Source organism: Atlantibacter subterraneus, assembly GCF_007570865.1.
Lineage (GTDB): Bacteria > Pseudomonadota > Gammaproteobacteria > Enterobacterales > Enterobacteriaceae > Atlantibacter > Atlantibacter subterraneus.
The window spans coordinates 1-24,211 of the sequence record NZ_VLPS01000005.1 but is presented as its reverse complement, the minus strand read 5'-3'; the positions used below and the strand labels follow the sequence as shown (position 1 = coordinate 24,211).

The window sequence follows — 24,211 nt, the reverse complement described above, 5'->3', positions numbered from 1 at the left end:
TTTATGGCGAAGGGTAGGTATAGCGCTGATGAACGGCTTCCAGTTCAGCCAGCACCGCCTCATCCAGCGTCACGTTCAGGCTCTCGACGTTGGCTTTCAACTGGTCCATTGTGGTTGCGCCCAGCAGAGTGCTGGCAACAAAACGCTGCTGGCGAACAAAAGCCAGCGCCATCTGCGCCGGGTCAAGATGATGGCGCTTCGCAATCTCAACATAGGCTGCCACAGCGTTCTGGGCCTGTTCGCTGCTGTAACGGGTAAAGCGGCTGAACAGGGTATTGCGTGCGCCAGCGGGCTTCGCGCCGTTGAGGTATTTGCCGGTCAGGGTACCGAACCCGAGGCAGGAGTAGGCCAGCAGTTCAATGCCTTCATACTGGCTCACCTCCGCCAGACCGACTTCAAAGCTGCGGTTCAGCAGGCTGTAGGGATTCTGGATAGTGACAATGCGCGGCAGATCGTGTTTTTCCGCCAGATGCAGATAGCGCATCACGCCCCAGGGCGTTTCGTTAGAGACACCGATATAGCGGATCTTCCCGGCGCGCTGGAATTCAGTTAACGCTTCAAGCGTTTCCAGAATCGTAATCGGCGGCGCGCTGTCGCTCCAGCTATAGCCCAGCTTGCCGAAGCAGTTGGTGGCGCGCTGCGGCCAGTGAACCTGGTATAAATCAATATAATCGGTCTGAAGGCGCTTCAGGCTGGCATCCAGTGCGTTACGGATATTTTTGCGATCCAGCGCCTGATCGGGGCGGATACCCGCATCGCCAGCCCGCGGCGGCCCGCTGACTTTTGTCGCGAGAACCAGCTTGTCGCGCAAACCGCGTTTATTCAGCCAGTTGCCCACATAAGTTTCAGTGAGCCCTTGTGTTTCCGGGCGCGGCGGCACCGGATACATCTCTGCCACATCGATAAAATTAATGCCCTGGCTGACGGCGTAATCGAGCTGTTCCCAGGCGTCGGCTTCACTATTTTGTTCACCAAACGTCATGGTTCCCAGCCCCAGGGTGCTGATTTCCAGCGAGCTGTGGGGAATACGGTGATATTGCATAGCCGCTTACCTTTTATTGTGGTTATGGGGGATATAAACATGGCAGAGGGGAAACAAAAGGGGAAGAGTGTGGGCTAAAAAAACGAAGGCCAGTATTAACTGACCTTTTTAACTTCAACGTTCAATAATTTGAGAAACCTCGTTGCGGTTAATCTGCATTTCATTACCCTGGATATCGCGATAGCTAACCAGGCCGGTGTCGTCATCCACCTGCGGCTTTCCTTCCGTCAGGATCATCCGGCCATCTTTGGTTGCCATAACGTAATCGCTGCTACACCCTGATACGGCGAATGCCAAACCGACAGCAGAAATTGCTACAGCCCATTTCTTCATTGTTATGCGCCTCGTCTAAATTGGTGTGATGTCCCTTTAGTAATAGCGGGAAAAAGTGGAGGAAAACAGCAGGTAAGTCTTAAAAACTGCAACCAAAGTTGAGGACGGGTAACAGAAATACATAACCCGGTTGGATGGCGTGGCGCAAAAAAACCTGTCCTGGCGGGGTGGATTACAATAAAAAATGGCGCGCCAGCAGCGCAGCGGTGAAATTTTTCTTGAGATAAAAGCCGCGCGGCAACGTCAGAATCGGCTCACCGTGCATCCCAATCGCTTCCGTTAATGCTTTGCTATTCGCCGCTTTGGGGCGAAGCTGCAACACTTCACCATGCCGGGCGGTAATGCGCTCCACCTGGCCAAGTACAATTAAATCCATTAACTCTTCCCAGTCGAGACGTAGCTGTTGTTCTTCCGCGGGCGAAGGGCTCCACAGCAGTGGCGAGCCAACGCGCCGCTCTGCCAGCGGCAGGCTGCGTTCGCCTTCTACCGGTACCCACAACACGCGTTTTAGCTTATGGCGTACATGGCTGGTCTCCCATACCACGCCAGTGTTGCCGGTCAGCGGCGCCACGCAGACGAAGGTGGTTTCCAGCGGGCGTCCATAGCGGTCAATGGGAATCGTTTTAAGCTCTACGCCCAGTGCCGCGAAGTCCTGCTCGGGTTTACTGCCCGCCGTAGCGCCCAGCCAGCGTTCCAGCAACACGCCAATCCATCCTTTATCGCGACGTAAATCCTTTGGAATGGGGATGTTCGCCAGGGCGGCCAGTTCGCTCAGCGTATAGCCTGCCAGCGCCTGCGCCTGGCTTAACAACTGGCTCTCATTTTCTGGCGGACCCGACAGCGGAGCGATCATAAAACTTCCTTTGGTTAAAAAATGTACTGTTACCAGGCCGCTTATACACAGCGGGAAAAACTTTCAGCGCGGCGATATTAACCTAATGATTTACAAGATGAAATAAAGGTTATTCATGGGTAAAAATCGCTGCCTTAATTGGGTTTTCCAAATTAGGTCACTGACAATAAACAGGATCTTACACCATGTTATCCACAGAAAAATGGGATAACTGGTAAAACTGCTTAACACTGGTTCAATTTACAGGCTTGACGTGCGAGCAATATCGAGTTTTTGAACAATTAACGCTTAAGTAAGGGGCACAAACTGTGGATAAAAACGACGTTGTTCGATCTTTAAACATAATAAGGATCAACCTTGTGATGTGGATCACGTAATGAAAGGCAGCAACAAAAATTCCTCTGTTAAGTCGATGATAAACGTAAAAATGCCTGGCGAGCCCGCGACAAGGTACAAAAGGTTATCCGGAGTTTTCCCTGGGAAATTCGATACTTCTTCACAGCGATATCCACAGAAAAAGTGAATAAAATTCCCCGTATTGGACGCAGCCTGTTCATAACCTCATCTTTTTTTGTGAGTTATTCAATTGTTATACCTTTGTGCCCCGTCAGGATAGTGGTTTACCGTTTTTCAGGAGTGTGAAACAATCGATGATATTTTGTTTTTTATCGAGGTAGTCCGGTGATCGATGATGATGGCTACCGCCCAAATGTTGGTATCGTAATTTGTAATCGTCAGGGACAGGTCATGTGGGCGAGACGCTTCGGCCAACACTCCTGGCAATTTCCGCAGGGTGGTATTAATCCCGGCGAATCGGCAGAGCAGGCCATGTACCGTGAACTTTTCGAAGAGGTCGGATTACAGCGAAAAGACGTCAGGATCCTCGCTACAACCCGAAACTGGTTGCGTTATAAATTACCGAAACGTTTGGTGCGTTGGGACACAAAGCCGGTTTGTATCGGCCAGAAGCAAAAATGGTTTCTTCTGCAATTGATTAGCAATGATTCCGATATCAATATGCAGACCAGCAGTACGCCTGAGTTTGACGGGTGGCGTTGGGTTAGTTATTGGTATCCGGTGCGTCAGGTAGTCTCCTTTAAGCGCGATGTGTACCGTCGAGTCATGAAAGAGTTTGCCAGCGTAGTTATGGCTTTGCAGGAAGCAGCGCCAGTGCGCCATCACGCGCCTGCTTATCGACGAAAAAGAGGTTAAGCCACACGCCTATGCTGACCCAGTTGCGAGAAATAGTTGAAAAGGTAGCCAGCGCACCGCGATTGAATGAAGCGCTGAATATCCTGGTGAATGACGTTTGCCTGGCGATGGACACCGAAGTGTGTTCCGTCTACCTGGCGGATAACGATCGTCGCTGCTACTACCTGATGGCAACACGGGGGCTGAAAAAGCCGCGCGGCCGCACGGTCACGCTGGCTTTTGACGAAGGCATCGTTGGCCTTGTCGGGCGGCTTGCTGAGCCGATCAACCTGGCTGACGCGCAAAAGCATCCCAGCTTTAAATATGTTCCCGCCGTGAAAGAAGAGCGCTTCCGCGCTTTTCTCGGCGTGCCGATTATTCAGCGCCGCCAGTTGCTTGGCGTACTGGTGGTTCAGCAGCGTGAGCTGCGCCAGTACGACGAAAGCGAAGAATCCTTCCTGGTGACGCTCGCCACCCAAATGGCGGCGATTCTTTCCCAGACCCAGCTCAACGCGCTGTTTGGCCAGTACCGCCAGACCCGCATCCGCGCGCTCGCCGCCGCGCCGGGCGTAGCCGTAGCGCCGGGCTGGATGGACTCGACCGTTCCGTTAATCGAGCAGGTGTCTGAAGCCTCCACGCTGGACCCGGGCCTGGAGCGTGAGCGTCTCACCTTCGCCCTCGAAGAAGCCTCCGGCGAGTTCCGGCGCTACAGCAAGCGCTACGCCGCCAGCGCGCAAAAAGAGACGGCGGCGATTTTCGATCTTTACTCGCACTTGCTATCCGACCCACGGCTGCGCCGGGAACTGTTCGAAGAAGTCACTAAAGGTTCGGTGGCAGAGTGGGCAGTCAAAAAAGTTATTGAGAAATTTGCCGAGCAGTTCGCCGCGTTAAGCGATAACTACCTGAAAGAGCGCGCCGGCGATTTGCGTGCGTTGGGGCAGCGCCTGCTGTTTCACCTCGACGATACCATTCAGGGGCCGAATACCTGGCCAGAACGCTTTATTCTGGTCGCGGATGAACTCTCCGCTACCACGCTGGCGGAACTTCCCCAGGATCGTGTAGCGGGCGTGGTAGTGCGCGACGGCGCGGCCAACTCTCATGCCGCCATTATGGTGCGCGCACTGGGTATTCCTACCGTGATGGGCGCAGATATTCAGCCTGCCGTGCTGCATGCCCGTATGCTGGTGGTGGATGGCTATCGCGGCGAACTGTTGGTCGATCCTGAACCGGTGTTGTTGCAGGAATACCAGCGGTTGGTCAGCGAAGAGAACGAACTCAGCCGCCTGGCGGAAGACGACGTCGACCAACCCGCTGCGCTGAAAAGCGGTGAACGCGTCCAGATTATGCTCAACGCCGGGTTAAGCCCGGAGCACGAAGAAAAACTCGGTAGCCGTATCGACGGCATCGGGCTTTATCGCACCGAAATCCCCTTTATGCTGCAAAGCGGCTTCCCCTCAGAAGAGGAGCAGGTCGCGCAGTATCAGGGCATGTTGCAAATGTTCAACGATAAGCCGGTCACGCTGCGTACCCTGGATATCGGCGCAGACAAGCAACTGCCCTATATGCCGATCAGCGAGGAAAACCCTTGCCTGGGCTGGCGCGGCATCCGGATTACTCTCGACCAACCGGAAATATTTCTGGTGCAAGTCAGGGCGATGCTGCGCGCCAATGCCGCCACCGGTAACCTTAATATTTTGCTGCCGATGGTCACCAGCATTGACGAGGTGGATGAAGCGCGCCGCCTGATTGAGCGTGCCGGTCGCGAAGTGGAAGAGATGCTGGGTTACACCATTCCCCGTCCGCGCCTCGGCGTGATGGTGGAAGTGCCGTCCATGGTCTTTATGTTGCCGCATTTGACTAACCGCATCGATTTTATCTCTGTTGGCACCAACGACCTGACGCAGTACCTGCTGGCGGTGGATCGCAACAATACCCGTGTCGCGAACCTGTATGACAGCCTGCATCCCGCTATGCTGCGGGCGCTGAGCATGATTGCCAGCGAAGCGCAGCGTTATTGCATTGATCTCTGCCTGTGCGGCGAAATGGCGGGCGACCCCATGTGCGTGGCGTTGTTGGTGGGTTTAGGCTTCCGCCATCTTTCCATGAACGGTCGGTCGGTAGCGCGGGTGAAATATTTGCTGCGCCATATTACTCAGGAAGAGGCGCAAACCCTTGCCAGACGTAGCCTTGACGCGCAGTTAGCGACGGAAGTGCGCCACCAGGTCGCGGCATTTATGGAGCGTCGGGGCATGGGCGGCCTGATACGCGGCGGTTTGTAATACCGCTTCTTACATATCTTTTACATCAACCCAACGGCAAGCCGCCCGGCGTTTATGCTATGCTTCGCTGCTTTGGGAGCGCCCCTTACCGGGTGCATCATTGAGCCCGCATCCTGAATTTAGCGGCATTAACAACGAGTTATGATGACTATGAACAGTGGGTATCTGCATTTTCCCGATATCGATCCGGTAATCTTTTCCATAGGGCCGCTTTCCCTCCACTGGTACGGCATGATGTACCTGGTAGGATTTGTGTTTGCCATGTGGCTGGCGATCCGCCGCGCCAACCGTCCCGGCAGCGGCTGGACTAAAAACGAAGTCGAAAACCTGTTATACGCCGGTTTTCTTGGGGTATTCCTCGGCGGCCGTATCGGCTATGTGCTGTTCTATAATATGCCGCTGTTCCTCGATAACCCGCTGTATCTGTTCAAAGTCTGGGACGGTGGGATGTCCTTCCACGGCGGGCTGATCGGCGTGATCTGCGTGATGATTTGGTTTGCGCGCCGTACCAAACGCACCTTCTTCCAGGTTGCCGATTTTATTGCGCCGCTGATCCCGTTTGGCCTGGGAGCAGGGCGTTTAGGCAACTTTATCAACGGTGAACTGTGGGGCCGCGTCGATCCAGGCTTCCCGTTCGCGATGCTGTTCCCTGGCTCACGCGGTGAAGATATCGCGCTGCTTGCCACCCATCCGGAATGGCAGTCGATTTTCAATACCTACGGCGTGCTGCCGCGTCACCCTTCTCAGCTGTATGAGATGGTGCTGGAAGGTATCGTACTGTTTATTATCCTCAACGTGTTTATTCGCAAACCGCGTCCGATGGGGGCTGTCTCTGGCTTGTTCCTGATTGGCTACGGCGCGTTTCGTATCATTGTTGAATTTTTCCGCCAGCCAGATGCGCAGTTTACCGGCGCCTGGGTGCAGTACATCAGTATGGGCCAGATCCTTTCCATCCCGATGATCGTCGCAGGCATCGCGATGATGGTTTGGGCTTATCGTCGCCGCCCGCAGCAACAGGTATCGTAACGAACCATGAAACAATATCTTGAATTGATGAAAAAGGTCCTCGACGAGGGCGCTCAAAAAAACGATCGCACCGGAACGGGCACGCTGTCTATTTTCGGCCACCAGATGCGTTTTAACCTTCAGGAAGGTTTCCCTCTGGTGACCACTAAGCGATGCCATCTGCGCTCCATCATTCATGAACTGCTGTGGTTCTTAAAAGGCGATACCAACGTCGCGTACCTGCACGAAAATAACGTCTCCATTTGGGATGAGTGGGCCGATGAGAACGGCAATCTGGGTCCGGTATACGGCAAGCAGTGGCGGGCATGGCCAACGCCGGATGGCCGTCATATCGACCAGATCGCCAACGTAATGAACCAGCTGAAAAACGATCCGGACTCGCGGCGCATTATTGTCTCCGCCTGGAACGTCGGGGAACTGGATAAAATGGCGCTGGCACCTTGTCACGCCTTTTTCCAGTTCTACGTGGCGGAGGGTAAACTTTCCTGCCAGCTTTATCAGCGTTCATGCGATGTGTTCCTTGGTTTGCCATTTAATATCGCCAGCTATGCTTTGCTGGTGCATATGGTCGCGCAGCAGTGCGATTTGGAAGTCGGCGATTTCGTCTGGACCGGCGGCGACACGCACCTGTATAGCAACCACCTCGAGCAAACGCATCTGCAACTTACGCGTGAACCGCGTGCGTTGCCGAAGCTGATTATCAAACGTAAGCCGGAATCGCTGTTTGATTACCGCTTCGAGGATTTCGAAATCGAAGGTTACGACCCGCATCCTGGCATTAAAGCGCCCGTCGCGATTTAACCGCACTCTGCCATAACCGACGCGCCATGCGTCGGTTTTTTTTCACCTAAAATTCATCCCTGCGCGACAGCTTCCCGAACCTTTGCAACAGACTGCAACTCAGCTTAAAACCCTTCGGCATATCTCGTAATTGTGCTTTTTAGCGCTCATCGACGCGCATTTTTTATGGCACCGTGCCGCCATGAAAATACGCACTGATGGATTTACGCTAATGGAAATGATGGTGGTGATGGTTATTGTCACCGCGTTGGCTGGCGCGGGCATTTACAGCTGGCGCGACTGGAAGCAGCAGCAACAGCTGCGCGAAGCCGCGCTTCAGGTAAGGGATTTTGTTACCTTTTTGCGGGAAGACGCTAACTGGCATAACCGCGACCATCTGTTATGGACTCACCAGAGGGGCGAGGGATGGTGCATCGGCAGTAAGACGGAGGAGCAGGCAACTTGCGAACAGCGCTCGCCCTGGCATATCGCAATCTCATCGCCAGGCGTTCAGCTTACAGAGATAACGCCGGGTTTAGGGTTTTTCGGCCTGCGCAACACCGCCTGGCCGGGGCATATCCGGCTGCGTAACGACAGCGGCGAATGGAACATCATTGTTTCAGCCTGGGGCCGCATTCGCGCCTGCAATATCTCCAGGGGGGCGGCATGTTAGCCCCGCGCGGTTTTTCGCTGATTGAAGTGTTAGTGGCGATGTCGCTGAGCAGTATTCTGATGATCGGAACGATGCGGCTGCTGCCGTCGCTTCAGCGCGCGGTACTACAGCAATCCCAGTTAAACCTGATGCGCGAAGATTTATGGCAACTGGCTTTCGGTATCGCTAAGCAGGCGCAGCGGGCGGGATACTGTCACGGCGAATGTGCCGGCAAAGGAATGGAAATACGCGACGACGGCCACTGCCTGATTGTGCAGTGGGATGCCAATCATAATGGCAAATGGGACGGTGCCACAGCCTCAGAGCCTGAACAAACCGGCTACCGGCTGCGGGATAAAAGCATCGAGATCCAACGTGGTGCGACGCAGTGCGCCGGCAAAGGTTGGGAGCGGTTGACCGATCCCGGGCAGTTCAGGGTTGACGATTTTACCGTGGCGCAAATTGCCCGGGCGGGGCTAAAACCGTTAATCACGATCTCTCTGTCAGCGGCTATGGCGCAGGACCCAACGCGTAGCCTGAGCGTCGTCCAGCAGGTCGTTGGGTATAACCAGTGAACCGGCAAAGCGGATTTTCATCTATCGCCATGGTGATGGTGCTGCTGGTATTAGGCGGCGTATTACTGCACGGGCTCGACCAGCATTTACGCGCCCAGACGCCGCTGCTGATGAATGAGCGCGACGCCATCAGCGCATTTAACGCGGCGCTATCAGCTCAGGCATGGGGAACGACGCTAAACTGGCTGCCCACCGGTGAATGGCAATGCCAGACTATGCAGTCAACAGGCTGGCGGGCATGCCTTAAGGCCGGGCAAAAAGGCGATGTGCTGCTGGCGGCACAGGGGATAAGCGATCGTCAGCCAATCACTCTGTGGCGCTGGGGCAAACAGGGGGCAACCCTGGCTTTCCCTGCCCATGGCTGGATCGACAGTTGTCCATTAAGCGAGGCAACCCTATGCCAGCTTCCCTGACAACGCGCAAAGACACCGGGTTTAGCCTGACGGAGGTCCTGGTGGCGCTGGTGCTTTATGGTGTCGTGATCTCAGCATTGATGGGGTATCACCGGGGTTTATCGTTAAGTTTCCAGTCGTTATGGCAGTATCGGGAACTGTGGCGAATCGCCGCTCAGCAGGTTGAGCCTGAAGCCCTGCCGCCGCCGTCGGGCTGGACGGTTACACGGGGGCAGACATCCACGGCTGGATGTGTCAGCATTTCGGTTATTGTTACCAGCCCAGCGGGCAGACGAGGTGAATTATCCCGTTTGCAATGCCGGTAAGTTATCTGATGAGGTGTTTACATGTTGCGGGTTTACCACTCGAATCGTCTGGATGTGCTTGAGGAGCTCATGGAGTATCTCATTGAGCAACAGCCTCAGCCCGATCCTTTCGATCCGGAAGTGGTGCTGGTGCAAAGCACCGGGATGGCACAGTGGCTGCAAATGTCCCTGGCGCAAAAATTTGGTATCGCGGCGAACATTGAATTCCCGCTGCCCGCCAGCTTTATCTGGGATATGTTCGTACGTGTATTGAAAGACATTCCTCAGGAGAGCGCGTTCAGCAAGCAGAGCATGAGCTGGAAACTGATGACGCTACTGCCGCAAATGCTCGAACGCCCCGAATTTGCCATGCTTCGTCATTATCTTGAAGATGATACGGACAAACGAAAGGGCTTTCAGCTCGCAGCGCGCATTGCGGATTTGTACGACCAGTATCTGGTTTACCGCCCAACATGGCTTGCCCGTTGGGAAGTGGATGAGCGTGTAGAGGGGATTGGCGAATCACAGCAATGGCAGGCGCCGCTCTGGAAAGCGCTGGTGGAATTAACCCACCAGTTGAATCAGCCGCAGTGGCATCGTGCCAATCTTTATCAGCGCTTTATTTCCACCCTTGAGACGGCAACGGAGCGCCCTGCGGGTTTACCGGAACGGGTGTTTATCTGCGGCATTTCCGCTCTGCCGCCGATCTACCTTGAAGCCTTACAGGCGCTGGGCAAGCATATTGATATCCATCTGCTGTTTACCAATCCCTGCCGCTACTACTGGGGTGACATTAAAGACGCCAGTTACCTGGCGAGGCTGCTGAGTCGTCAGCGTCAGAAAACGCGCAGCGATGAAAACACGCCGCTGTTTCAGGACAGCGCGCTGGCATCTTCTCTTTTCAACGATAACGGTGAGCAGGCGACCGCCAATCCGCTGCTGGCCTCATGGGGAAAACTGGGCCGCGATTATCTGTACTTGCTTTCCGGGTTGGAACGTTTCCAGGAACTGGATGCCTTTGTGGATATAACACCGGATAACCTGCTGCATCGTATCCAGAACGATTTACTGGAGCTGGAAAACCATGCGGTGGTAGGCGTCACGCTTGAGACCTATGAGAACAGTGAAAGCAAAAGACTATTAGATCCTGACGATCAAAGCCTGACGATCCACGTCTGCCACAGCCCCCAGCGCGAAGTAGAAATCCTGCACGATCGTTTGCTGAAAATGTTGGAAGAGGACCCCGAACTCACGCCGCGGGATATCATCGTCATGGTGGCGGATATCGACAGCTACAGCCCGTTTATTCAGGCGGTATTTGGCGCGGCGCGCGATAACCGCCGGATCCCATACGCGATTTCCGACCGCCGGGCGCGCCAGGCGCATCCGGCACTCCAGGCCTTTATTTCCCTGCTTTCCTTGCCGGATAGCCGTTTTACGGCGGAAGACGTCCTGGCGCTGCTGGAAGTCCCGGCACTGGCGGCGCGTTTCGCCATCGACGAACAGGGGTTGCGCTATCTACGCCAGTGGGTCACCGAAGCCGGGATACGCTGGGGGATGGATGACGACAACGTCCGCGAGTTCGACCTGCCAGCAACCGGCCAACATACCTGGCATTTCGGCCTGACCCGTATGCTGTTGGGTTATGCCATGGAGAGCCGCGTTGGGGAGTGGCAGTCGATCCTGCCGTATGACGAGTCGAGCGGTTTGATTGCCGAACTGGCAGGCAACCTGGCGGACCTGCTGATGCAGCTGAACATCTGGCGCGCGGGCCTCAGCCAGGACAGACCGCTGGTGGAATGGCTGCCGGTGTGCCGCGACCTGCTGCAAAGCCTTTTTGACCCGGATAGCGAAACCGAAGCGGCGTTAACGCTGATCGAACAGCAGTGGCAAGCCATGATCGAGCAGGGAGTCGCCTCCCACTACGGTGAAGAGGTGCCGCTGAGCCTGCTGCGTGATGAGATTTCGTCGCGTCTCGATCAGGAGCGTATCAGCCAGCGTTTCTTAGCCGGGCCGGTGAATTTCTGTACGCTGATGCCGATGCGTTCCATCCCGTTCAAAGTGGTCTGCCTGTTGGGTATGAACGACGGAGTTTACCCGCGCACGCTGTCGCCGCTGGGGTTCGATCTGATGAGCGATAAACCGCTCAAGGGCGATCGAAGCCGTCGCGACGACGATCGGTATCTGTTCCTTGAAGCGCTGATTTCCGCACAGCATCAGCTCTACATCAGCTACATTGGCCGTTCGGTGCAGGACAATGCGGAGCGGTATCCTTCGGTACTTGTAGAGGAACTGGTGGATTACGTGGCGCAAAGCCATTACCTGCCGGGTGATGCGTCGCTCAACTGCGATGACAGCGCCCGCCGCGTTAAGCAACACATTACGCGCCTGCACCCGCGTACACCCTTCGAGCCGGAAAATTTCCGCGTGGGAGATGAGCGGCAGAGCTATGCCCGCGAATGGCTGCCCGCCGCCTGCGGAGAAGGGCAGGCGCAGCCCTCGTTTATCCACCCGCTAACGCCGTTTGAAACCACGGAAATCACCCTGGAACAACTGGCGCGTTTCTGGCGGCACCCGGTGCGGGCCTTCTTCCAGATGAGGCTGCGGGTTAATTTCCACGCCGAAGAAGTGGAGTTAATGGACAGCGAGCCGTTTACCCTCGACAGTCTGGATAAATTTTATCTGAATCAGGATCTGCTCACGACGCTGGTGGAACAGCAGGATCCGGAACCGCTTTTCCGCCGCTATAAGGCTGCCGGTTCGCTGCCTTACGGGCCGTTCGGCGAACTGTTCTGGGAGGAGCAACTGGCGGAAATGCAGACTATGGCCGATGAGATCATCGCCCTGCGCTGCGAAAGCGAAAACATGGAAATCGACCTGCATATTGACGGGCATCGCGTTACCGGCTGGCTACCACAGGTTCAGGCGGACGGTCTGCTGCGCTGGCGGCCTTCGGTTTTGCGGGTTGAGCATGGCATGCAACTTTGGCTGGAGCATCTTGTCTACTGTGCCTGTGGTCGTGACGGCAGTAGCCGGTTGTATGGGCGAAAATCCACGCGCTGGCATTTTCCGCCTATGGATGCGGAGCAGGCGAAAGGGTATTTGCTGATGTTAATCGAAGGCTATAAGGCGGGCTTAACCGAGCCCTTGATCGTCTTGCCGCAGTCCGGCGGCGAGTGGTTAAAAGCCTGCTATGACAAAGAAACTGACGCCATTTTGTGGGATGACGAAACCCAGCAAAAAGCGCGCAATAAGCTGATTCAGGCATGGACCGGTAATTACAATATTGAAGGTGAAGGGGCGGACATGTGGTATCAACGCCTGTGGCGCACGCTCGAGCCTGATTATTACGACGCTATTATCGAGCAGGCGCAGCGTTACTTATTGCCCTTATTTCGGTTCAATCAAACAGAATGACTGTATAAAAATTGCACAGTCGATGGCGTTCATTTACTATGCGCATCTCATCCGGACAGGGGTGCGACGATTGCGGGTAACACCGTTATAACAAGACATTGAATTGATGATGAATAGCACAAGAGGTTTCGTGATTATGAGGTTCGTGAATGCCTAATTGCCGCACCTGGTTAGCCGCGCTTTTCTTTTCCGTTGCCCTCTGGGCACCCGCCAGCCAGGCAGATACTGGCTGGCAGCCGATTCAGGAAACCATCCGTAAAAGTGAAAAAGATCCCCGTCAGTATCAGGCCATTCGCCTGGATAATGGCATGGTGGTCCTGCTGGTAAACGACCCGCAGGCGGTCAAATCGCTCTCTGCGCTGGTGGTGCCGGTTGGCTCGCTGGAAGATCCGAAAGATCATCAGGGGCTGGCGCATTACCTGGAGCACATGACGCTGATGGGATCGAAAAAATACCCTCAGCCCGATAGCCTGTCTGAATTTTTAAAGATGCACGGCGGCAGCCATAACGCCAGTACCGCGCCTTATCGCACCGCGTTTTATCTGGAAGTCGAGAACAACGCGCTGGAAGGAGCCGTGGATCGGCTGGCAGACGCCATCGCCGAACCGACGCTGGCAAAAGCCTATGCGGAGCGCGAGCGAAACGCGGTGAATGCCGAACTGACCATGGCGCGTTCGCGAGACGGCATGCGCATGGCTCAGGTCAGCGCAGAAACTATCAACCCTGAGCACCCCGGATCGCAGTTTTCCGGCGGTAATCTGGAAACCTTAAGCGATAAACCGGGTAATCCGTTGCACGACGCGCTGGTAGCGTTTCGCGATACCTGGTATTCCGCCAACCTGATGAAAGCGGTGGTTTACAGCAACAAACCGCTGCCCGAACTGGCGCGCATCGCGGCGCAAACCTACGGGCGGGTACCAAATAAAAATATCGAAAAGCCGACTATCGACGTGCCGGTAGTGACCGATGCGCAAAAAGGGCTATTTATCCACTATGTGCCAGTGATGCCGCGCAAAGTGGTGCGCATTGAATTTCGCATCAATAACAATACCGATAAATTTCGCAGTAAAACGGATGAGCTGATTGGCTATCTGATCGGCAACCGCAGCGCCGACACCCTCTCTGACTGGCTGCAAAAGCAGGGGCTGGCGGAAGGCGTGCGCGCCGACTCCGATCCTATCGTCAACGGCAACAGCGGCGTTTTCGCTATCTCCGTGACCCTGACGGATAGAGGGCTGGCAAACCGCGACGAGGTTGTCGCAGCGGTATTTAGCTATATCAATTTATTAAAAGACCAGGGCATCGATAAACGTTACTTCGATGAACTGGCGCATGTGTTGGATCTCGATTTCCGTTACCCGTCTATTTCCCGCGATATGGGCTATGTGGAATGGCTGGCGGACACCATGATCCGCGTGCCTGTCGCCCATACGCTGGATGCGGTCAATATCGCCGATCGCTTCGATCCGCAGGAGATTAATGCGCGCTTAACTATGATGACGCCGGAAAACGCCCGTATCTGGTATATCAGCCCCAATGAGCCGCACAACAAAAAAGCCTACTTTGTGGAAGCGCCATATCAGGTTGAAAAAATCCCTGCAACGACGCTGGCGAACTGGCAGCAAAAAGCGCAGTCCATCAAGCTACAGCTGCCGGAGCTGAACCCCTACATTCCTGACGACTTTACACTGATCAAGGCGGATAAAGCCTATAAGCATCCGGAACTGCTGATCGATGAACAGGATTTGCGCGTGGTGTATATGCCGAGCCGCTATTTCGCCAGCGAACCGAAGGCAAATATTTCGGTGATTCTGCGCAATCCTCAGGCCATGGATAGCGCCAAAAATCAGGTGCTGTTTGCACTGAATGATTATCTTGCCGGTCTGGCGCTTGACCAGCTCAGCAACCAGGCTTCAGTAGGCGGGATCAGTTTTTCTACTAACGCCAACAACGGCCTGATGGTCAACGCGGATGGTTATACCCAACGTTTGCCGAAACTGTTTTTAACATTGCTTGAGGGTTATTTCAGCTTTACGCCGGACGAGCAGCAGCTGGCGCAGGCGAAATCCTGGTACGCCCAGATGATGGATTCCGCCGAGAAGGGCAAAGCCTACGATCAGGCGATTATGCCCGTGCAGATGATTTCTCAGGTGCCGTACTTCCAGCGCGAAGAGCGCCGGGCGCTGCTGCCGTCGATTACCCTTGCCGATGTGCTGAGCTACCGTGAGCAGTTGAAAGCCAACGCCCGCCCTGAGTTTTTGATGGTGGGTAACATGACTGCGCAACAGGCTACCGACCTGGCGCGCCAGGTGAAAACGCAGTTGGCGACGCACGGCAATGAATGGTGCCGTAATAAAGACGTTGTGGTGGATAAAAAGCAGCAGGCGATCTTTAACAAAGTCGGTAGCAGTACCGACTCCGCGCTGGCGGCAGTATTTGTCCCCACCGGCTACAGCGAGACGGTGAGTTCGGCTTATAGCGCCATGCTGGGGCAAATCGTCCAGCCGTGGTTCTACAACCAGTTACGCACCGAAGAGCAGTTAGGCTACGCGGTGTTCGCCTTCCCGATGGGCGTAGGTCGCCAGTGGGGGATGGGCTTCCTGCTGCAAAGCAGTGATAAACAACCTGCGGCGTTGTGGGCGCGCTATCAGGCGTTTTTCCCCACCGCAGAAAAACGGTTGCGGGAAATGGACAACGCCACCTTTACGCAAATTCAGCAGGGCGTGATTAATCAGATGCTGGAAGCGCCGCAAACCCTGGCGCAGGAAGCGTCAATCGTCAGCAAAGATTTCGATCGGGGCAATATGAAGTTTGATTCACGTGATAAAGTAATCGCCGAAATTAAACTGCTGACGCCCCAAAAACTGGCCGATTTTTTTCACCAGGCCGTGGTCGCTCCTCAGGGCATGACGATTCTGTCGCAGGTTTCCGGCAGCCAGAGCAGCAAGCCGGAGTATGCGACGCCTGAGGGTGGCAAGATTTGGGACAGCGTGAGTGCGTTGCAACAATCTTTGCCCCTGTTAAGCGAGAAACCATGACCGATGAGACCGTGCAGCCCCTTGATCCACTACGTTTACCGCTGGTTGGTGAACGGCTGATCGAAGCGTCTGCCGGTACAGGGAAAACCTATACTATTGCCGCGCTCTATTTGCGGCTGTTGCTGGGGCTGGGCGGTGACGCCGCCCATCCGCGCATCCTGATGCCGGAATCCCTGCTGGTAGTGACCTTTACCGAAGCGGCCACGGAAGAGCTCCGTGGCCGTATCCGCACCAACATCCATGAGCTGCGTATCGCCTGTCTGCGCGGGCATACTGACAATCCGCTGTTTCAGCGACTGTTAGCGGAAATTCCCGATCTGAACGATGCGGCTCAGGCGCTGCTACTGGCGGAGCGCCAGATGGATGAGGCCTCGATCTTTACCATTCACGGCTTCTGCCAGCGGATGCTCAATCTCAACGCGTTTGAATCCGGGATGCCGTTTGAGCAAAAGCTGATTGAGGATGAGTCCCTGCTGCGCTATCAGGCGTGCGCGGATTTCTGGCGTCGCCACTGCTATCCGTTAGACAAATCAGTGGCGCGCCCGGTGAGCGAGTTATGGCAGGGGCCGCACGCCTTGCTGCAGGAGATCAACAGCTATCTGCAGGGTGAAGCGCCGCAGTTGAAAGCGCCGCCCTCAGAAGACGAGACCATTGAAAGCCGCCATAAAAAAATCGTCGAGCGGCTTGAGCGGGTTAAAACCCTGTGGCGCGCGGCGGCAGATGATATTGGCCCGCTGATTGCCGGTTCTGGTGTGGATAAGCGCAGCTACAGCAGCCGCAACCTGCCTAACTGGCTGGATAAAGTCAACGCATGGGCCGGTGAAGAGACCCAAACCTATGCATTGCCGGACGCGCTGGAAAAATTCGCCCAGTCGACTCTGGATGAGAAAACCAAAAAAGGCGAGCCGCCGCGCCATGCGCTATTTGTCGAGATCGATGCGCTGCTGGCAGAGCCGTTGTCGCTGCGCGATCTGGTGCTCGCCCGCGCCATCAAAGAGATTCGCTATACCGTGGCGATGCAAAAACGCCGTCGTGGCGAGCTGGGCTTTGACGACATGTTAAGCCGCCTTGATGAGGCGCTGCACCAGCCGGGCGGCGAGGCGCTGGCCGAGGCGATACGCGCCCGCTATCCGGCGGCGATGATTGATGAATTCCAGGATACCGACCCGCAGCAATACCGGATTTTCCGCCGCATCTGGCATAAGCAGCCGGACACGGCGCTGCTGTTGATTGGTGACCCCAAGCAGGCGATTTACGCCTTCCGTGGCGCGGATATCTTCACCTATATGCGCGCCCGTGGAGAAGTTAGCGCTCACTATACGCTTGATACAAACTGGCGTTCTGCGCCAGGTATGGTGGCAAGCGTGAATCAGCTGTTTAGCCAGCTCCCGCAGCCGTTTATGTTCAAAGAAATTCCTTTCCTGAAGGTTAACGCCGCCGAAAAGAATCACGGCTTGCGCTTTGAACTCAACGGACAGCCGCAATCGGCCATGCGCCTGTGGCTAATGGATGGCGAAGGCGCTGGCGTTAGCGAGTACCAACAAACCATGGCGACCCTCTGTGCCGGGCAAATTCGCGACTGGCTGGATGCGGGCGCGCAGGGCAAGGCGCTGCTGTGCGATAACGATAAGCAACGGCCGGTTCAGGCGTCCGATATCACTGTGCTGGTGCGTAACCGCATTGAAGCCGCCGTGATCCGCCAGGCGCTGGAAGCGCTGAACATTCCGTCGGTATATCTCTCCAACCGCGACAGCGTATTTTCGACTCAGGAAGCGCTCGACCTGCTGTGGGTATTGCAGGCGATCCTGAATCCTGAACTGGAAAGCGCGTTGCGCAGCGCTATCGCCACCAGCATGCTCGGCCTGAACGCCGCTGCCATCGACGCCATCAATCAGGATGAGGACGCCTGGGATACGCTGGTGGAAGAGTTTGACGGCTATCGGCAAATCTGGCTGGCGCGCGGCGTGATGCCCACGGTCCGCGCACTGATGGTGGAACGGCGGATTGCCGAAAACCTGCTGGCGACGCCCGGCGGCGAACGGCGCTTAACCGATCTGCTGCATTTGACGGAGCTGTTGCAGGAAGCCTCTGCGCAACTCGACAGCGAACCGGCGCTGCTGCGCTGGCTGTCCCAGCATATCGCCGAGCCGGACGCCAATGCCTCAAGCCAGCAGCTCCGGCTGGAAAGCGACAAGCATTTAGTGCAGATCGTGACGGTGCATAAGTCGAAAGGGCTGGAGTACCCGCTGGTCTGGCTGCCGTTTATCGCCGATTACCGCGAGCAGAAACAGGCGTTTTATCACGATCGCGCCACGTTCGCGCCAGTGCTGGATTTGGATAACGGTGAGGAGAGCCTGGAGCTGGCTGAAGCCGAGCGTCTGGCGGAGGATTTACGCTTGCTGTACGTGGCGCTGACCCGCTCCGTCTGGCATTGCAGCATCGGCATTGCGCCGCTGTTTAAAGGCCGGGGCGGGAAAAAAGGCGATACCAGCCTGCACCAAAGCGCGCTGGGCCGGTTGATTCAGGGCGGTGAACCGCAGGACGCCGCCGGGCTACGTCGCTGTCTGGAAGCGTTATGCGGCGAGGATATCAAGCTGGAAATTGCCGCTGACCCTGATACCCAACCCTGGCAGCCCCCGCAGCCGCCCGCCTTGCAGCTGGACGCCCGTGAGCCTCAGCGTGAAGTGAAAGACAGCTGGCGAGTTACCAGCTACTCTGCGCTCCAGCAGCACGGCGGCAGCGCTGCGCAGCTGCTGTTGCCGCGCCTCGATATCGATGCCGCAGGCAATCGCGTTGAAACCGTCAGCCCTGATATGACGCCGCACACTTTTCCGCGCGGCGCGTCGCCGGGCACCTTTTTACACGGCCTGTTTGAAAACCTGGATTTTACCGCACAGCTCGATCCCGGCTGGCTTGCGGAACAGCTGCAACTGGGCGGATTCGACGGCGACTGGGCCGGTGTGTTTTCCGGCTGGTTCGAGGCGATTTTAGCCGCGCCGCTTACCGACAGCGGTGCCAGCCTTAATCAACTTGGCGCGAAGGATAAGCAGGTTGAGCTGGAGTTTTATTTACCCATCGACACCGATCTCGATCCCCGGCGGCTCGACGCGATAATCCGACGTTACGATCCGCTCTCCGCGCCGTGCCCGCCGCTGGATTTCCGCCAGGTACGCGGGATGCTAAAAGGCTTTATTGATTTGGTGTTCCGCTGGCAGGGGCGTTATTACCTGCTGGACTACAAATCGAACTGGCTGGGTGAGGGCAGCGAAGCCTATACCCGCGAGGCGATGGCGCAGGCGATGCAGTCCCACCGCTACGATTTGCAGTATCAGCTGTATACCCTGGCGCTCCACCGCTACCTGCGCCACCGGCTGCCCGGTTATAACTACGAGCAGCATTTCGGCGGCGTGATTTACCTGTTCCTGCGCGGTGTGGACCCGTGCCAGCCGTCAAACGGGATTTTTACCACCCGGCCAGATGCCAGGTTAGTTGATGAAATGGATGCGCTGTTTGCAGGTCAGGAGCTGGCGACGCAATGAAAATGGATAAATTACTCCACCAGGCCCAACAGCTGAAATTGCTGCGTCCGCTGGACGTTCAGTTCGCGTTTATGGTGGCTTCCGCCGAGCAGCCAGCGGTGATGCTGGCTGCGGCTTTAGTCAGTCGCGACGCGGGCGAAGGGCACGTTTGCATGCCGCTGAGCCGGTTAAATCCCGACGACGCGGCAGGTCTGCGGCGCGATCCGCTCTGGCAGACGCTGTTCGAGGCGGCGGGCAATCCGGGCGACTGGCGCGGCCTGCTGCTTGGCAGCCATGCGGTTAGCGAAGGCGAAGAGCCGACGCCGCTTAAGCTGGTAGGGGAATGTCTTTATTTGCATCGCATGTGGCGGCATGAAAAAGCCGTTGCGGCGTTTTTCCGCGAGCATAACCGGGTGATGACGGTGGACGGCTCGCGGGTTTCGGAAATATTAAACGGATTATTTGCGTCCCGGGAAGCCATTGACTGGCAGAAGGTCGCCGCGGCGGTAGCGTTGACCCGCCGTATATCGGTGATTTCCGGCGGGCCGGGAACCGGGAAAACCACCACCGTGGCGAAGCTGCTGGCCGCGCTGGTTCAACTCAATGATGTGCCGCCGCGCATTAAACTGGCGGCCCCCACCGGGAAAGCCGCGGCGCGTCTGACGGAATCTTTAGGCTCCGCGCTGGCGAGTTTACCGCTCAGCGACGCGCAAAAAGCGGCGTTTCCCGACGATGCCAGCACTCTGCACCGTCTGCTTGGCGTCACGCCGGGCCGCCAGCGGGCGCGCCATCATGAATCCAATCCACTGCATCTGGATGTGCTGGTAGTGGATGAAGCCTCGATGATCGACCTGCCGATGATGGCGCGTTTAATCGCCGCGCTGCCGCCCCACGCGCGGGTGATTTTCCTGGGCGATCGCGATCAGCTGGCGTCGGTGGAAGCGGGCGCGGTGCTGGGCGATATCTGCCACTACGCCCATGACGCCTATACGCCGGAACGCGCTGCCGAGCTGAGTCAGTTGACCGGCTGTTCGGTACCGCATTCCAGTTCTACCGCCGCCAGCGAACTGCGCGACGCGCTGTGCCTGCTGCGCACCAGCTACCGCTTCGACAGTTCCTCCGGCATCGGGCAGCTGGCGCAGGCGGTGAACTGTAGCGATCATCACGGCGTGAATCAGGCTTTCGCCAACGGTTTTACCGACATCTGCCAGAAGCCGCTCAACGGTGGCGAAGATTATGTCGTTATGATTGAAGATGCGATTGCTGGTTACGACCGCTTTTTGAAACAGGTGAATGCGCAGGCCGAACCGGCGGATATTCTGCGCGAATTTAGCGAGTTCCAGCTGCTGTGCGCGCTGCGTGAAGGGCCGTATGGCGTCAGCGGGCTCAACGAGCAGCTGGAGCAGGCGTTAATCCGCAAGCGTAAAATCACGCGGTCGGCGCATTCAAAATGGTATGAAGGCAGGCCGGTGATGATATCCCGCAATGACAGTGCGCTTGGGCTGTTTAACGGCGATATTGGCGTGGCGCTCAATCGCGGGCAGGGGCTGCGGGTCTGGTTTCCGCTGCCGGACGGCACGATTAAATCGGTGTCGCCCAGCCGCATGCCGGATCACGACACCGCCTGGGCCATGACGGTGCATAAATCTCAGGGATCGGAGTTCAAACACGCGGCGCTGATATTGCCTAATCAATATGCGCCGGTACTGACGCGCGAGCTGGTGTATACCGCCATTACCCGCGCCCGTGAAAAGCTATCGCTGTATGGCGATGAACGGGTGCTGCGCCAGGCCGTTGCCGCCCGTACCGAACGGCGCAGCGGGCTGCTGACGCATTTCTCGCAATAGTTTATGTCAGGTCCGCCATCAGCACTTTTGAACGGCGCTGATAGTTGTACATCTCTTTTTTGCTTTCCGGGAGCGAATCAATATCCACCGGCGTAAAGCCGCGCTCCTGAAACCAGTGGATGCTGCGCGTGGTCAACACGAACAGTTTGCTCAGGCCGATCTGTTTCGCCTGGCTGGCGATGCGCTCCAGCAGAACTTCACCGCGTGACGAACTTCGGTAATCAGGATGCACCGCCACGCAGGCCATTTCGCCGATTTTCTCTTCCGGGAACGGGTAGAGCGCCGCGCAGGCGATAGTCAGGTTATCACGCTGGATAATGGTGAATTTGTCGATCTCCATTTCCAGTTGTTCGCGCGAACGGCGCACCAGAATGCCCTGCTGCTCCAGCGGGCGGATCAGTTCAAGGATGCCACCGATGTCGTTGATGGTAGCGCGACGAATTTGTTCGGCGCTTTCCATAACGATTTGCGTACCGATGCCATCACGGGAGAACAGCTCTTGCAACAGCGCGCCGTCTTCCTGATAGCTAATCAAATGGCTGCGGCGCACGCCGCTGCGGCAGGCTTTCACCGCGCCGCGCAGGAAACGCACCGTGCCGGAATGGTAATCGCCTGCGGCTTCCAGCTCATCGATCCGCGCCTGGGCATCGTTGGGGAACAGTTCGGAAATGATATTTCCCTCGCTGTCGGTCACGCCCTGGGATGAGCAAAAGCCGATCATTTTTTCCGCTTTTAATTTGCTGGCGAGCTGCATGGCGATTTCTTCAGAGGTGAGGTTAAAACTTTCACCGGTCACGGAGACGGCAACCGGACCCATCAGCACAATCGCGCCGTTGTCTAACTGACGGTTAATCGCCTCATCATCAATACGGCGAATACGCCCGCTGTGGCAGTAATCCACGCCGTCATCCACACCCAGCGGCTGGGAGATAATAAAATTACCGCTGACCACATTAATATGCGCGCCCTGAAGCGGCGTATTGCTGAGGCTCATAGAGAGGCGCGCGGTGATATCAAGCTGTAACAGCCCGGCCGCTTGCTTAACCAGCTCCAGCGTTTTGGCGTCGGTAACGCGGGTATGCTTGTGGTAAACCGGTTCACAGTGATGCGCAGCCAGATTGGCATCGATTTGCGGGCGCGCGCCGTACACCACCACCAGGCGGATGCCCAGACTGTGGAGCAGACCTATATCATTAACAATACTGGAGAAATTCTCATGCTCAATGGCTTCGCCGCCCAGCATGATGACAAACGTTTTACCCCGGTGGGTATTAATATAAGGGACAGAATGACGAAAACCCTCGACCAACTCGGTTCTACGTTCCTTCACCACGGCAAACCCTCTCAATGCATGTTTATTCGTAAATAGTGTATTTTTATTCTTTTATTGGCGCTGGCGCAAGCGGCTTTTTTGCCCAGACCATGCCAACGTTATTCTTAAACAGGCCTTGTGCTCACAATGTTTACCCTTTTATAGATGACAGGCCGGACGCCATTCGCTAAAGTTTTTGGTCCAGATTTTAAGTTGTTATGCCAGTGACAGTTTTTTAGTGCTCGGGAGAGGCATGTCGGATTCCAGTAAATTATTCAGTCGCCGCCAGTTAATCAAAGGGGCTGGCGCGATGTGGTTATTAAGCGTAAGCCAGCCGGGCTTTGCCGCGAGCAGCCAGGTGATCGCCGTTCGCGTGTGGCCAGCGTCTTCTTATACCCGCGTCACGGTGGAATCTAACCGGCAAATTAAATACCGTCAGTTTGCACTGAGTAATCCGTCGCGCGTGGTGGTGGATCTCGAAGGCGTTAACCTGAACTCGGTACTCAAGGGGGTCGGCAACCAGATCCGTACTGACGATCCGTTTATCCAGTCAGCGCGCGTCGGTCAGTTCGATCCTAAAACCGTACGCATGGTGTTCGAATTAAAACAGAACGTCACGCCGCATCTGTTTGCGCTGGCACCGGTGGCAGAATTTAAAGAGCGACTGGTGATGGACCTGTATCCGGTCAATTCCAACAGCGAGCAGGATCCGCTGCTGGCATTGCTGGAAGATTACAACAATGGCGAGCTGGACAAGAAAGTCCCCCCAGCCGGAACCAGCAACACCGGGCCACAACCCGGTAAAGCCGGGCGCGACAGGCCGATTGTTATCATGCTCGATCCCGGCCATGGTGGGGAAGATCCCGGCGCTATCGGTAAATATAAAACCCGGGAAAAAGACGTGGTGCTGCAAATCGCCCGTCGTCTGCGCACGCTCATCGAGAGAGAGCCGAATATGAAGGCTTATATGACGCGCAACGAAGACGTGTTTATCCCGCTGAAAGTGCGCGTCGCTAAGGCGCAAAAGCAGCGTGCCGACCTGTTTATTTCCATTCACGCCGATGCGTTTACCAGCCGTGCGGCGCGCGGCTCCTCGGTGTTTGCGCTATCGACTAAAGGCGCGACCAGTACCGCCGCGCGTTATCTGGCACAAACCCAGAACGCCGCTGACCTGGTGGGTGGGGTGAGTAAAAGCGGCGACCGCTATCTTGATCACACCATGTTCGATATGGTGCAGTCGCTGACGATTTCCGACAGCCTGAAGTTTGGCAAAGAAGTGCTGAGCAGAATGGGCAAAGTGAATCGGCTACACAAAAATCGTGTCGATCAGGCCGGGTTTGCGGTGTTAAAAGCGCCGGATATTCCGTCAATTTTGGTGGAAACGGCGTTCATCAGCAACATTGAAGAAGAGCGTAAACTGAAGACCGCAGCCTTTCAGCAGGAAGTGGCGGAGTCGATTCTGGCGGGAATTAAAGCCTACTTTACCAGCGAGGCGACGCTGGCGCGACGCGGTTAAACCCTGATGCCGCGGCGCTTGCGCTGCGGTAATTGACTTTTTCAGACGTCAGAAACAAAAAAACACCCGAACGGGTGTTAGATGTTGGTTGCGGGGGCCGGATTTGAACCGACGACCTTCGGGTTATGAGCCCGA

At 56.1% G+C, this 24,211-nt stretch carries 18 protein-coding genes; 13 read left to right on the top strand and 5 right to left on the bottom strand.

The window, feature by feature from the left end; translation table 11 throughout:
- Window position 1: 1 nt before the first annotated feature.
- The 4 genes from FND52_RS09995 to FND52_RS21935 all read right to left on the bottom strand — a co-directional run bounded on the left by FND52_RS09995 (window position 2) and on the right by FND52_RS21935 (window position 2,468).
- Window positions 2-1,042 carry an NADP(H)-dependent aldo-keto reductase gene (locus FND52_RS09995; RefSeq protein WP_125295295.1) on the bottom strand — a complete coding sequence of 347 codons (1,041 nt, stop codon included), beginning with the start codon at window positions 1,040-1,042 and terminating at the stop codon, window positions 2-4.
- Window positions 1,043-1,156: 114 nt separating this feature from the next.
- A complete protein-coding gene (locus FND52_RS09990; protein WP_125295294.1) occupies window positions 1,157-1,375 on the bottom strand; it encodes a YgdI/YgdR family lipoprotein in 219 nt (72 codons plus the stop codon).
- A 172-nt stretch (window positions 1,376-1,547) separates the two neighbouring features.
- Window positions 1,548-2,228, bottom strand: coding sequence for a DNA mismatch repair endonuclease MutH (gene mutH, locus FND52_RS09985; RefSeq protein WP_125295293.1), 681 nt, complete (start codon window positions 2,226-2,228; stop codon window positions 1,548-1,550).
- Between the two features lie 90 nt (window positions 2,229-2,318).
- Complete coding sequence (locus FND52_RS21935; protein WP_376749936.1) at window positions 2,319-2,468, bottom strand: hypothetical protein; 150 nt, start codon at window positions 2,466-2,468, stop codon at window positions 2,319-2,321.
- Between the two features lie 441 nt (window positions 2,469-2,909).
- Between FND52_RS21935 and rppH the strand changes: the two genes are divergently transcribed.
- The 12 genes from rppH to recD all read left to right on the top strand — a co-directional run bounded on the left by rppH (window position 2,910) and on the right by recD (window position 21,248).
- Entirely contained in the window at window positions 2,910-3,440 is a 531-nt protein-coding gene (rppH, locus tag FND52_RS09980; protein WP_125295292.1) for an RNA pyrophosphohydrolase, read from the top strand.
- A gap of 11 nt (window positions 3,441-3,451) precedes the next feature.
- Entirely contained in the window at window positions 3,452-5,698 is a 2,247-nt protein-coding gene (ptsP, locus tag FND52_RS09975) for a phosphoenolpyruvate--protein phosphotransferase (protein WP_125295291.1), read from the top strand.
- Between the two features lie 150 nt (window positions 5,699-5,848).
- On the top strand, window positions 5,849-6,724 hold the full coding sequence (lgt, locus tag FND52_RS09970; protein WP_125295349.1) for a prolipoprotein diacylglyceryl transferase: 876 nt from the start codon (window positions 5,849-5,851) through the stop codon (window positions 6,722-6,724).
- 6 nt (window positions 6,725-6,730) lie between these two features.
- Window positions 6,731-7,525 carry a thymidylate synthase gene (thyA, locus tag FND52_RS09965; protein WP_144130685.1) on the top strand — a complete coding sequence of 265 codons (795 nt, stop codon included), beginning with the start codon at window positions 6,731-6,733 and terminating at the stop codon, window positions 7,523-7,525.
- Between the two features lie 181 nt (window positions 7,526-7,706).
- Window positions 7,707-8,177 carry a prepilin peptidase-dependent protein gene (locus tag FND52_RS09960; RefSeq protein ID WP_144130684.1) on the top strand — a complete coding sequence of 157 codons (471 nt, stop codon included), beginning with the start codon at window positions 7,707-7,709 and terminating at the stop codon, window positions 8,175-8,177.
- Window positions 8,171-8,731, top strand: coding sequence for a prepilin peptidase-dependent protein (locus FND52_RS09955; RefSeq protein ID WP_144130683.1), 561 nt, complete (start codon window positions 8,171-8,173; stop codon window positions 8,729-8,731). Before FND52_RS09960 ends, FND52_RS09955 begins: the two co-directional genes overlap by 7 nt.
- Window positions 8,728-9,144: a DUF2509 family protein gene (locus tag FND52_RS09950; protein WP_144130682.1), complete on the top strand. Its 417-nt coding sequence runs from the start codon at window positions 8,728-8,730 to the stop codon at window positions 9,142-9,144. Before FND52_RS09955 ends, FND52_RS09950 begins: the two co-directional genes overlap by 4 nt.
- Window positions 9,129-9,449, top strand: a complete 321-nt coding sequence (locus FND52_RS09945) for a prepilin-type N-terminal cleavage/methylation domain-containing protein (protein WP_125295286.1) — start codon at window positions 9,129-9,131, stop codon at window positions 9,447-9,449. The genes FND52_RS09950 and FND52_RS09945 overlap by 16 nt, the downstream gene beginning before the upstream one ends.
- A gap of 21 nt (window positions 9,450-9,470) precedes the next feature.
- A complete protein-coding gene (recC, locus tag FND52_RS09940; protein ID WP_144130681.1) occupies window positions 9,471-12,845 on the top strand; it encodes an exodeoxyribonuclease V subunit gamma in 3,375 nt (1,124 codons plus the stop codon).
- 149 nt (window positions 12,846-12,994) lie between these two features.
- On the top strand, window positions 12,995-15,883 hold the full coding sequence (gene ptrA, locus FND52_RS09935) for a pitrilysin (RefSeq protein WP_144130680.1): 2,889 nt from the start codon (window positions 12,995-12,997) through the stop codon (window positions 15,881-15,883).
- The gene (gene recB / locus FND52_RS09930; RefSeq protein ID WP_144130679.1) at window positions 15,880-19,422 is read left to right on the top strand and encodes an exodeoxyribonuclease V subunit beta; all 3,543 of its coding nucleotides are present in this window, start codon (window positions 15,880-15,882) and stop codon (window positions 19,420-19,422) included. The genes ptrA and recB overlap by 4 nt, the downstream gene beginning before the upstream one ends.
- A complete protein-coding gene (gene recD / locus FND52_RS09925) occupies window positions 19,419-21,248 on the top strand; it encodes an exodeoxyribonuclease V subunit alpha (RefSeq protein ID WP_144130678.1) in 1,830 nt (609 codons plus the stop codon). Before recB ends, recD begins: the two co-directional genes overlap by 4 nt.
- 1 nt (window position 21,249) lies before the next feature.
- On the opposite strand, the gene argA is transcribed toward recD, so the two are convergent.
- A complete protein-coding gene (gene argA / locus FND52_RS09920) occupies window positions 21,250-22,581 on the bottom strand; it encodes an amino-acid N-acetyltransferase (protein ID WP_125295281.1) in 1,332 nt (443 codons plus the stop codon).
- A 232-nt stretch (window positions 22,582-22,813) separates the two neighbouring features.
- Between argA and amiC the strand changes: the two genes are divergently transcribed.
- A complete protein-coding gene (gene amiC, locus FND52_RS09915) occupies window positions 22,814-24,076 on the top strand; it encodes an N-acetylmuramoyl-L-alanine amidase AmiC (protein WP_144130677.1) in 1,263 nt (420 codons plus the stop codon).
- The last annotated feature ends 135 nt before the right edge of the window (window positions 24,077-24,211 follow it).